Origin of the sequence: Dietzia sp. IN118, assembly GCF_032905965.1 — a bacterium.
Taxonomy (GTDB): domain Bacteria; phylum Actinomycetota; class Actinomycetes; order Mycobacteriales; family Mycobacteriaceae; genus Dietzia; species Dietzia kunjamensis.
Window position 1 is genome coordinate 3,138,499 of sequence record NZ_JAUMSR010000001.1, and the last position, 11,265, is coordinate 3,149,763.

Annotated in this window: 7 protein-coding genes; all 7 read left to right on the forward strand. The window is 70.1% G+C overall.

What is annotated here, in order from left to right:
• Positions 1–278 precede the first annotated feature (278 nt).
• The 7 genes from Q2K20_RS14960 to Q2K20_RS14990 all read left to right on the forward strand — a co-directional run bounded on the left by Q2K20_RS14960 (position 279) and on the right by Q2K20_RS14990 (position 11,076).
• Entirely contained in the window at positions 279–1,556 is a 1,278-nt protein-coding gene (locus Q2K20_RS14960) for a globin domain-containing protein (protein WP_317176905.1), read from the forward strand.
• A gap of 230 nt (positions 1,557–1,786) precedes the next feature.
• The gene (locus Q2K20_RS14965; RefSeq protein WP_269503015.1) at positions 1,787–3,067 is read left to right on the forward strand and encodes an MFS transporter; all 1,281 of its coding nucleotides are present in this window, start codon (positions 1,787–1,789) and stop codon (positions 3,065–3,067) included.
• Positions 3,064–6,837 (forward strand): nitrate reductase subunit alpha, encoded by a 3,774-nt coding sequence (locus Q2K20_RS14970; protein WP_317176906.1) that lies wholly within the window; start codon positions 3,064–3,066, stop codon positions 6,835–6,837. Before Q2K20_RS14965 ends, Q2K20_RS14970 begins: the two co-directional genes overlap by 4 nt.
• Positions 6,837–8,492, forward strand: coding sequence for a nitrate reductase subunit beta (gene narH, locus Q2K20_RS14975; RefSeq protein ID WP_067715004.1), 1,656 nt, complete (start codon positions 6,837–6,839; stop codon positions 8,490–8,492). The genes Q2K20_RS14970 and narH overlap by 1 nt, the downstream gene beginning before the upstream one ends.
• Positions 8,493–8,496: 4 nt before the next feature.
• On the forward strand, positions 8,497–9,219 hold the full coding sequence (gene narJ, locus Q2K20_RS14980) for a nitrate reductase molybdenum cofactor assembly chaperone (protein WP_069390165.1): 723 nt from the start codon (positions 8,497–8,499) through the stop codon (positions 9,217–9,219).
• On the forward strand, positions 9,216–10,037 hold the full coding sequence (gene narI / locus Q2K20_RS14985; RefSeq protein ID WP_067715008.1) for a respiratory nitrate reductase subunit gamma: 822 nt from the start codon (positions 9,216–9,218) through the stop codon (positions 10,035–10,037). The genes narJ and narI overlap by 4 nt, the downstream gene beginning before the upstream one ends.
• 1 nt (position 10,038) lies before the next feature.
• Positions 10,039–11,076, forward strand: a complete 1,038-nt coding sequence (locus Q2K20_RS14990) for a tellurite resistance/C4-dicarboxylate transporter family protein (protein ID WP_317176907.1) — start codon at positions 10,039–10,041, stop codon at positions 11,074–11,076.
• Positions 11,077–11,265: the final 189 nt, after the last annotated feature.

Genomic DNA, 11,265 nt, shown 5'->3' on the forward strand with positions numbered 1-11,265 from the left:
CGCGCACCCCGACCGGCCGTGGCAACAGGCCGACCGGCTGTGGCAACAGCCGGCGGGGGCGGCGCCCCGTCGGTCTCCGCGGCGGGGGCCCCGCCTCACGGCCGCCCCCCGCCTCGCCCCCATCGGCCGGTCCGGTACCCCCGCCGGGCACCCGGTTGGTCGGAAGACGACACCGCTGCACCCCCCCCCATCCCCCCCCACCCCACATCACCCCACCCCACAGTCCGGCCCCCACGGTGCCCGGGCCACCCCGTCACGCCCCGAGAAGGAGATCCCCCATGACCACGTCGCTCACCACCCTGGAGTCGATCCTCGCGCACCCCCGCGAGCTGTCCGAGGAGCACGCCGCCGTCGTCCGCGCGACCCTGCCGGTCATCGGCGCCCACATCGACGAGATCACGCCCGTCTTCTACCGGACGATGTTCGCCGACAATCCCGAACTCCTCCGCGACACCTTCAACCGCGGCAACCAGAAGCTGGGCGCCCAGCAGCGCGCGCTCGCGGCGTCGATCGCGACGTTCGCCTCCCTGCTGGTGGACGGCCGCAGCCCGGTCGACATGCTCTCCCGGATCGGGCACAAGCACGCGAGCCTCGGCATCACCCCCGACCAATACCAGGTGGTCCACGACTACCTCTTCGGCGCGATCGTGGAGGTCCTGGGCGAGGCGATCACCCCGGAGGTCGCGGCGGCGTGGGACGAGGTCTACTGGATCATGGCCGCCGTCCTGGTGGACTTCGAGAAGGCCCTCTACGCCGAGGCGCAGGTGGAACCGGGGGACGTCTTCCGCACCGCCACCGTGATCTCCCGGGAGGACGTGACGGACTCGGTCACCGTGATCACCCTCGGTGGTCCGGACGGCGAGCCGCTGCCCGACTTCCGCCCGGGCCAGTACACCTCCGTCGGCGTGGTCCTCCCCGACGGCGCGCGCCAGCTGCGTCAGTACTCCCTGTCGACGGCACCGGGCGACGGCACGTGGCGCATCGGTGTCCGCCGGGTCGACGCCGAGGTCCGGGGCGGGCTCGGCTGCCCCGCCGGCGAGGTCTCGGGCTGGCTGCACGCCCACGCCGAGGTCGGCACCACGATCCAAGTCACCCTCCCGTTCGGCGACCTCGTCCTGGACGCCGCCGGGATCGGCCGCGACCAGGACGCCGCGCCCGTGGTCCTCTGCTCGGCCGGGATCGGCATCACCCCGATGCTCGGGATGGTCGCCCACCTGTCGGCGACGGAGGACACCCGTCGCGTGCTCGTCCTGCACGCCGACCGATCGCCGGCCGACCACGTCCTCGCCGAGGAGGTCGCGGGCGAGTCCTCGCTGCTCGCCGACGCCGAGGTGCACACCTGGTACGAGCAGGGGGCGGACACCGTCGCCGGCCCGGGCTCGGTCCACCCGGGATTCATGGACCTGGCGACGGTCGAACTCCCCGAGGGGGCGCACGTCTTCCTCTGCGGGTCGACCGGCTTCCTCCAGTCACTGCGCCCGCAGTTCCTCGAGGCCGGCGTGCCCGCCGAGCGGCTCCACGCGGAGTTGTTCGCCCCGAACGACTGGCTGGTGTAGTCCCGCCGGCGTGGGCCCGGATGGCCTCCGTCCGGGCCCACGCGCAGCCCCGAAAGGCGCGTGCCCGAGTGTATTTAACCTGTAACAACTCGTGGGCGTGTGGACGAACTCGCGGACACTCGCCGCGATCTGGCAGACACTCGGGGTCCGGGCGGTTCCCCCTCGAACTGGCCCGGCGCAGCGAGACAAAACACAGATCCGACGCAGCGAGAGCCGACGCGAAAGGACCCATGGTGTCCTCAGCACCAGATTCCGCGACCCGCGATGCGGGCCTCCCTGTCGTCCCCGACCCCGGGAAAGCGAACCTCGCACTGGCCCTGTGCTTCTCAGGATTCCTTCTCACCTTCTGGGCCTGGGCCCTGATGGGACCGCTGGGCGCGACATACAAGGACCAGTTGGGACTGACGTCGTTCCAACAATCGCTCGTCGTGGCGTTGCCGGTCGTGGTCGGGTCGCTCGGCCGGATCCCCGTCGGCGCGCTCACCGACCGCCTCGGCGGCCGCACGATGTTCCCGCTGATCGCCGCGCTGACGATCCTCCCCACCCTGTTCGTCGGTTTCGTCGACAACAGCCTGACCGTCCTGCTCATCGGCGGATTCTTCCTGGGCATCGGCGGCACCTCGTTCGCCGTCGGCGTCCCCACCGTCAACTCCTGGTTCCCGCCGAACCGGCGCGGCACGGCGATCGGCATCTTCGGCGCCGGCATGGGCGGCACGGCCATCGCCGCGTTCACGACCCTGCGGCTCCGCGAGGCGTTCGGCGACCAGGCGCCGTTCGTCCTGGTCGCGATCCTGCTGGCCGTGTACGCGGTCGTCGCCCGGATGCTCCTGAAGAACTCGCCGACCTGGACGCCCGCCCAGGGAAACTGGGTGGTCAAGGCGGCCAGGACCCTCGCCCGTCCCGTCACCCTCAAACTGGCCTGGCTCTACGCGATGGGCTTCGGCGGGTTCGTGGCGTTCTCCGTCTATCTGCCCACGTACCTGCACAACTTCTACGAGTTGGAGACGGAGGACGCGGCCCTGCGGACCGCCGTGTTCGTGGTGATCGCGGTGGCCTGCCGACCCCTCGGCGGCGCGCTGGCCGACAGGTTCCCCGGCGCCTGGGTGCTCATCGTGAGCTACACCGTCACCGGGTTGATGGCCGCCGCCGCGACGGAGCGCATGCCGCTCGTCAGCGCGGATGCCGGCACCTTCTACCCCGTCGGGACGGCGGTCTTCCTGTTCATGGCCGCGTCGCTGGGCACCGCCTCCGGCGCCGTGTTCGCCCTGGTGGCCGAACTGGTCGAGCCCACCGCGGTCGGGTCGGTCACCGGCATCGTCGGTGCCGTCGGCGGCCTCGGCGGCTTCGTCCCCCCGCTGCTGCTCGGCTACTTCTGGACCGCCCACGGCAACTACCGAGTCGGGCTGCTCCTGCTCTTCGTCCTCTCGATCGCCACCGCCGCCCTCACCTGGCTGTGGTTCCTCCGTACCCGTCGCAGTGAGCCCGCCGCCACGGAAAGGACCCCGGCATGACCAGCATCGACTCCCCCCGCCCCGCCTCGCCGACGCCGGAGGGCCGCGGCACCGGGTCCGGTCGGATGGACGGCCCCGCCTCCGATGCCCTGCTGCGGGCCGGCCGGTTCTTCCGCCGGGGGGAGGCCTCCGACGACCTGCGGACCGTCACGCACTCCGGCGGGCGGGAGTCGGACGTGTTCTACCGCGACCGCTGGAGTCACGACAAGGTGGTCCGCTCCACGCACGGCGTCAACTGCACGGGCTCGTGCTCGTGGAAGGTGTACGTCAAGGAGGGGATCATCACCTGGGAGTCGCAGCAGACCGACTACCCGGACATCGGCGACGACATGCCCGGCTACGAGCCCCGCGGCTGCCCGCGCGGCGCCGCCTTCTCCTGGTACACCTACTCCCCCACCCGCGTGCGCTACCCCTACATCCGCGGTCGGTTGATGGAGCTGTGGCGCGCGGCCCGCGCGGAGCACTCCGACCCGGTGGACGCGTGGGCCTCGATCGTCGAGGACCACGAGAAGACCGCCTACTACAAGCGGGCCCGCGGCCACGGCGGACTGGTGCGCTGCCGGTGGGAGGACGCGATGGAGATCGCCGCCGCCGCCCACGTCTACACGGCCAAGACCTCCGGCCCGGACCGGGTCGCCGGGTTCTCGCCCATCCCGGCGATGTCCATGGCCTCGTTCGGCGCCGGCTCCCGCTTCATCGAGCTGTTCGGCGGCTCCATGCTGTCGTTCTACGACTGGTACGCGGACCTGCCCGTGGCCTCGCCCCAGGTGTTCGGCGACCAGACCGACGTCCCCGAGTCCGCGGACTGGTTCAACTCGTCCTACCTCATCATGTGGGGCTCCAACGTCCCCGTCACGCGCACCCCGGACGCCCACTTCATGACCGAGGCCCGCTACCGGGGCCAGAAGGTGGTGGTGGTCTCCCCCGACTACGCGGACAACACCAAGTTCGCCGACGAGTGGCTGCACCCGCACCCCGGCACCGACGGCGCCCTCGCCATGGCGATGGTGCACGTCGTCCTCACCGAGTTCTACGCCCGCCGGTCCACGCCGGAGTTCGAGTCGTACGCCAAGAAGTACACGGATCTGCCGTTCCTCATCACCCTCCGCACGCGCGGGGACGGGTCGGTGGTCCCGCACAAGTTCGTCACGGCGGACATGCTCGCCGACGGCGTGCTCGAGGCGGCCCCGGGTGAGAACGCCGCGAACAAGACCGTCCTCATGGACGCCGTGACCGGGCGCCCGGTGGTGCCGAACGGCACCCTGGGCGACCGGTTCGGCGAGCAGGGCGCCGGGAACTGGAACCTCGACCTGGGTGACATCGACCCCGCGTTGAGCCTGCTCGACACCCTGGAGGGCACCGCCGAGGTCGTCCTGCCGCGCTTCGACACCGTGCGTGGCGACGCCGGGACCATCACCCGCGGGGTGCCCTACCGGACGGTGAGGGGTGACGACGGCGAGGACCTGCGCGTCACCACCGTCCTGGACCTGATGATGGCGCAGTTCGGCGTGGCCCGCCAGGGCCTGCCGGGCAGCTGGCCGAGCGGTTACGACGACCTCGAGCCCTACACCCCGGCATGGCAGGAGCAGCACACCGGCGTGCCGGCCGCCCAGGCCGAACGGATCGGTCGCGAGTTCGCCCGCAACGCCCTCGAGTCCGGCGGCCGGTCCATGATCCTCATGGGCGCCGGCACCAATCACTGGTTCCACTCCGACGTCATCTACCGGGCCTTCCTGGCGCTGACCATCCTCACCGGGACGCAGGGTGTCAACGGTGGCGGCTGGGCCCACTACGTCGGGCAGGAGAAGGTCCGGCCGCTGACCGGGTTCCAGCAGGTGGGAATGGGCCTGGACTGGTCACGCCCGCCCCGGCAGATGATCGCCACCGCCTTCTTCTACCTGCACACCGGGCAGTGGAAGTACGACTCCTACGGGGCCGACGTCCTGACCGCCGCCACCGGCGAGAACCGCTTCGCCGGCCTGAGCACCCCGGACCTCGTCGCGATGTCGGCCCGGCTGGGCTGGATGCCGTCCTACCCGACCTTCGACGCCAACCCGCTGGACCTGGGCGCGGAGGCCGCCGACGCCGGGGTGCCGGCGGCCGATCACGTGGTGGGCCGGATCAAGGACGGGTCACTGCGGTTCGCGGCCGAGGACCCGGACGGCCCCGGCAACGCGCCCAAGGTGCTCACCGTGTGGCGCTCCAACCTGCTCGGGTCGTCGGCCAAGGGTGACGAGTACTTCCTCCAGCACCTGCTGGGCACCGACTCGTCACTGCGCGCCGACCAGGCGCCGGAGGGCCACCGCGGGCGGGACATGGTGTGGCGGGAGGACGCCGAGGACGGCAAGCTGGACCTGCTCACCACCCTCGACTTCCGGATGACGTCCACGACCCTGTTCTCCGACCTGGTGTTCCCCGCGGCCACCTGGTACGAGAAGCACGACCTGTCGTCGACGGACATGCACCCCTTCGTGCACTCGTTCAACGCCGCCATCAACCCGCCGTGGGAGACCAAGACGGACTTCGAGACGTTCCGCCTCCTCGCCGAGAAGGTCGCCGAGCTCAGCCACGGTCACCTCGACATCCGGACCGATGTGGTGGCGACGCCGCTGGGGCACGACACCCCGGACGCGCTCGCCAACCCGGGCGGCACGGTCTCGGACTGGAAGGACGGCTCGTGTGAGCCCGTCCCGGGGAAGAACTTCCCCAAGATCACCGCGGTCGAGCGCGACTACCGCCTGCTCGGGGAGAAGTTCGGGTCGCTCGGCCCGCTCGCGGAGAAGGTCGGCATGCCCGTCAAGGGACTCATGCTCAAACCCGACAAGGAGATCGGGGTCCTGCTCAAGGCAAACGGCGAGACCCGCAAGGGCGTCGGGAAGGGTCGACCGCGGCTCGACACCGACATCCGGATGTGCGAGGCGATCCTCACCCTGTCCGGGACGACCAACGGGCGTCTGGCGACGCAGGGGTTCGAGCAGCTCGAGGCCCGGACCGGCCGCGAGCTGGCGGACCTGTCGCGGGGCGAGGAGGGCAAGCGCATCACCTTCGCGGACACCCAGTCCCGGCCCCAGCCGGTCATCACGTCACCCGAGTGGTCGGGGTCCGAGCACGGCGGCCGGCGGTACAGCGCGTTCGTCATCAACGTCGAGCGGCTCAAGCCGTGGCACACGCTCACCGGGCGGATGCAGTTCTTCATGGACCACGACTGGATGGCCGAGATGGGCGAGCAACTGCCGGTGTACCGGCCGCCGCTCAACATGCACCAGCTCTACGGCGAGCCCGTCCTCGGCTCGGATGACGGGTCCGGCGGCGCGGCGCTGACCGTCCGCTACCTCACCCCGCACAACAAGTGGTCGATCCACTCGGAGTACCAGGACAACCTCCTCATGCTCAGCCTGTCCCGCGGCGGGCCGACCATCTGGATCAGCAAGGAGGACGCCGAGCTCATCGGCGTCGTGGACAACGACTGGATCGAGGCGGTCAACCGCAACGGCGTCGTCGTCGCCCGCGCCATCGTCTCCCACCGCATGCCGGCCGGAACCGTCTACATGCACCACGCGCAGGACCGCGTGGTCGACGTGCCGATCGCGGAGGCCTCGGGCAAGCGCGGCGGTATCCACAACTCGGCAACCCGCATCCTCATCAAACCCAGCCACCTCATCGGCGGGTACGCGCACTTCAGCTACGCGTTCAACTACATCGGCCCCACCGGAAACCAACGTGACGAGGTGACGGTCATCCGCCGTCGCTCCCAGGAGGTGCAGTACTGATGCGCGTCATGGCCCAGATGTCCATGGTGATGAACCTGGACAAGTGCATCGGTTGCCACACCTGCTCGGTGACCTGCAAGCAGGCGTGGACCAACCGGTCCGGCACCGAGTACATGTGGTGGAACAACGTCGAGACACGACCCGGGCAGGGGTATCCCCGGACGTACGAGGACCAGGAGCGGTGGAAGGGCGGCTGGGAACTCGGCAAGAACGGCCAGCTCAGGCTCAAGGCCGGCGGGCGCATGAAGAAGCTGCTCCAGATCTTCTCCAGCCCCACCATGCCGTCGATCGACGACTACTACGAGCCGTGGACGTACGACTACGACACGCTCGTGTCCTCGCCCCTGCAGGAGCACACGCCGGTCGCCCGGCCCTACTCGCTCATCAGCGGCAAGCCGATGAAGATCTCGTGGTCCGCCAACTGGGACGACGACCTGGGCGGTTCCCCCACCCACCTGAAGGACGACCCGATCCTGGCCAAGGTGAGCGAGGAGATCAAGGCGGAGTTCTCCGAGACCTTCATGTTCTACCTGCCGCGCATCTGCGAGCACTGCCTCAACCCGTCGTGCGTGTCCTCGTGCCCGTCGGGCGCGATGTACAAGCGGGTCGAGGACGGCATCGTCCTGGTGGACCAGGACCGCTGCCGCGGCTGGCGCCAGTGCGTGACCGGCTGCCCGTACAAGAAGGTGTACTTCAACCACCGCACGGGCAAGGCCGAGAAATGTACGTTCTGCTTCCCCCGCGTCGAGGTGGGCATCCCCACCGTGTGCTCGGAGACGTGCGTGGGACGCCTGCGGTACATCGGACTCATCCTCTACGACGCCGACAGGGTGCTCGAGGCGGCCTCCGAGCCGGACGAGCACAAGCTGCTCGCCGCGCAGCGCTCGTGCTTCCTCGACCCGAACGATCCCGAGGTGGTCGCCGCGGCCCGCGAGGCCGGCATCCCGGACGACTGGATCGAGGGCGCCCAGCGGTCGCCGATCTGGCAGCTCATCTCCCGGTTCGAGGTGGCCCTGCCGCTGCATCCGGAGTACCGCACCATGCCGATGGTCTGGTACGTCCCGCCGCTGTCGCCCATCGTCGACCGGGTCGCCGCGGACGGCGGTGACGGCGAGGACGCCGACACCCTCTTCGGCGCCATCGACACCATGCGCATCCCCATGGAATACCTCGCGGAGCTGTTCACCGCGGGCGACGTGGACGCCATCCAGGTGGTGCTCAACCGACTGGCCGCGATGCGCACCTACATGCGTGACATCAACCTCGGCCGCGAACCCCGTGCGGAGATCTGCGACGCCGTCGGGATGACCGAGGAGGACGTCTACGACATGTACCGACTCCTGGCCCTGGCCCACTACGACGAGCGCTACGTAATCCCCACCGCCCACCAGGAACAGGCCCACTCGCTGGAGGAACTGGCCACCGAGTGCAGCCTGGACTACGAGGGCGGGCCCGGGATGATGGGCGAGTCCGGGCCGTTCGGCGAGGGCTCGGGTGACCAGGCCCTGCCGATCGCCGTCGAGAGCTTCCACGCCCTCAAACAGCGGCAGACCTCGGACACCATCGCGTCGCCGGGCGACAAGTCCAGAAGGGTCAACCTCCTCAACTGGGACGGTCTCGGCACGGGCGGCCTGTTCCCCGGAAGCAAGGACTAACGCGATGGGTGCACAATTCCTGGCCGGAACCGGCTTCGGGAGCGACCTGTTCGCGCGGGTGCGTCGGGCGGTAGGCCCCGGCAGCGGGCCGGCGGTGGGCCGCGGCGCGCCCGGCGACCCCGCGCTCTACCAGGCCGTCTCACTGCTGATCGACTACCCGACCGCCGAGCTGATCGACCGGCTCCCGCTCGTGCGCGAACTGGCCGGGGAGCGGGGCGCCGTCGCGCGGCCACTGCTGGGTCTGGTCGACCATCTGGAGTCGACTCCCCTCGACGACCTGCAGTCGGAGTACGTGGAGACGTTCGACATGCGGCGCCGCTGCTGCCTCTACCTGACCTACTACCGGTACGGGGACACTCGCAAGCGCGGCACCGCACTCGTCGACTTCATCGAGACGTACAAGGCGGCCGGTGCCGAACTCGGGGCCGGGGAGCTCCCCGACCACCTCGGCGTGGTCCTCGAGTTCGGTGCGCAGTGCGATCTCGACGGCTGCCGTGCACTGCTCGTCCAGCACCGCGCCGGTCTCGAGTTGCTGCGGATCTCGTTGGCCGACCGCGGCTCGCCCTGGACCGGCGCGCTGGAGACCGTCTCGGCCACCCTCCCGGCTATCGGCGGGCACGACCGCGACGCCGTCAGCAGACTCGTCGCCCAGGGGCCGCCCGACGAGGAAGTCGGCCTGGAGGCGTTCACCTCCTCGTCCTACCTGGAAAGCGGGGCCCGGCCATGATCGGAACGACTGCAGCCGAGGTGACGATCCTGGACATCTTCCTCTGGGTGATCCTGCCGTACGTGTGCCTGGCGATCTTCGTCGTGGGCCACTGGTGGCGGTACCGCTACGACAAGTTCGGGTGGACCACCCGTTCCAGTCAGCTCTACGAGTCGCGCCTGCTCCGCTGGGGCAGCCCGCTGTTCCACTTCGGCATCCTCTTCGTGGTCGGCGGCCACATCATCGGCCTGGTCATCCCCAAGTCGTGGACCGAGGCCGTGGGCATCAGCAACGACGCCTACCACTGGATCGCGGTGATCACCGGGGCGATCGCCGGCTTCTGCACCGTGGTCGGACTCGTGATCCTCATCTACCGTCGCCGCACGGTCGGGCCGGTCTTCTCCGCCACGACCGTCAACGACAAGGTCATGTACGTCTTCCTGGCCGCGACGATCTTCCTGGGCATGGCCAACACCATCGTCGGCAACATCCTCAGCCACTACGACTACCGCGAGGAGCTGTCGGTGTGGTTCCGAGGCATCTTCTGGTTCCAGCCCGATCCGGCACTGATGCTGTCCGCGCCCATGTCGTTCAAGCTGCACGCGATCGTGGCGTTCCTGCTGTTCGCCATCTGGCCGTTCACCCGCCTGGTCCACGTGTTCTCCGCGCCGATCGGCTACCTGTGGCGTCCCTACGTCGTGTACCGGTCGCGTCCGGCAGGCCAGTTCGGCAACCGCCCGTACCGCCGGGGCTGGATGCGCGAGGACGTCGGCGACGTGAGCCGCGAGATCGGCGCCGGGCGGGCCCGGTCCGGATCGAGCCGCGTACCACGTCACTGAGGTGACCCGGTCACGCAGCCTCCCGACGCCCGCGCGACTGTCTCCGGGGTACTTCGCCATGGTCATGGCGACGGGGATCGTCGCCGTGGGAGCCGGGCAGCGGGGCTGGGAGACGGTGTCCGTGATCCTGATCGTGCTCACCGCGATCGAGTACGGGATCCTCGTGCTCCTCACCTTGTGGCGGCTGATCGCCTTCCGCGCCGAGGTCGTCGCCGACCTGCATGACTCCCGCACCGCGTTCCTCTTCTTCACGTTCGTCGCGGGGACGAACGTTCTCGCGGTGGCGCTCGCGGGGCGGCACCTGCTCGTGGCGTCCGTGGCGCTCCTCTGCGTCGGCGCGGCCGTCTGGATCGTGCTCGGCTACACGGTCCCCTGGGTCGCGGTCCTGTCCCGCGACGAGCGCCCCGTGGTCGCGGAGGCCAACGGCACCTGGTTCATCTGGGTCGTCGCCAGCCAGTCGGTGGCCGTCGCCGCGGCGACCCTGGAGCCCCACGTCGAGTCGGCCCGCGACGCCCTCGCGATCGTGGCCGTGACGTCCTGGTCGGTCGGCGTCGTCCTCTACGTGGCGTGCGCGGTGTTCGTCTCGCTCCGGCTCATGCTCTACCCGCTGGATCCGCGGGAGCTCGATCCCCCGTACTGGGTCTCGATGGGGGCGGTGGCGATCACCGTCGTCGCCGGCGCACGGATCGTGGAGATGGCCAGCGCCCCGATGGTCGACGCCGTGCGAGGACTCGTCGCGGGCCTGGTCGTGGTGTTCTGGTGCTTCGCCACCTGGCTCATCCCGGCCCTGGTGGCGGTGGGGGTGTGGCGTCACGGGATCAAGAGGGTGCCGTTCCGATTCGAACCCACCTGGTGGTCGATCGTCTTCCCGCTCGGCATGTACGCCGTCGCGGGGATGTACCTCGGGCGGGCCGACGACCTGCCGATCGTCGCCTGGATCGGCGAGACGTGGATGTGGGTCGCGGTCGCGGCCTGGCTCATCGCGCTCGTCGGCATGATCCGATCCAGACTCCCGCGGGTCACGCGGGTCCCGACATGACGGGCCGGAGTGGCGGTGCCGAACCCCCCCCCCCCGCCGGGGCGGGGCGGGGCGGACCCTCAGCGCCCGCGGGGGGGGCTCTTCTCCCCCGAACACCCGGCCCCTCGCTTGGTTTTGGGGGGTCGGGCCCCCCCCCTTTCCCCCCCTTCCGGCCTCGGCGCGGCGCCCCCCCCCCCGTCCCTTTCCTCG

What these genes read in the sequence shown, in the direction of transcription:
- Q2K20_RS14960 (WP_317176905.1), top strand. Translation starts at nt 279, where the DNA reads ATGACCACGTCGCTCACCACCCTGGAGTCGATCCTCGCGCACCCCCGC.
- Q2K20_RS14970 (WP_317176906.1), top strand. Translation starts at nt 3,064, where the DNA reads ATGACCAGCATCGACTCCCCCCGCCCCGCCTCGCCGACGCCGGAGGGC.
- narJ (WP_069390165.1), top strand. Translation starts at nt 8,497, where the DNA reads ATGGGTGCACAATTCCTGGCCGGAACCGGCTTCGGGAGCGACCTGTTC.
- narH (WP_067715004.1), top strand. Translation starts at nt 6,837, where the DNA reads ATGCGCGTCATGGCCCAGATGTCCATGGTGATGAACCTGGACAAGTGC.
- narI (WP_067715008.1), top strand. Translation starts at nt 9,216, where the DNA reads ATGATCGGAACGACTGCAGCCGAGGTGACGATCCTGGACATCTTCCTC.
- Q2K20_RS14965 (WP_269503015.1), top strand. Translation starts at nt 1,787, where the DNA reads ATGGTGTCCTCAGCACCAGATTCCGCGACCCGCGATGCGGGCCTCCCT.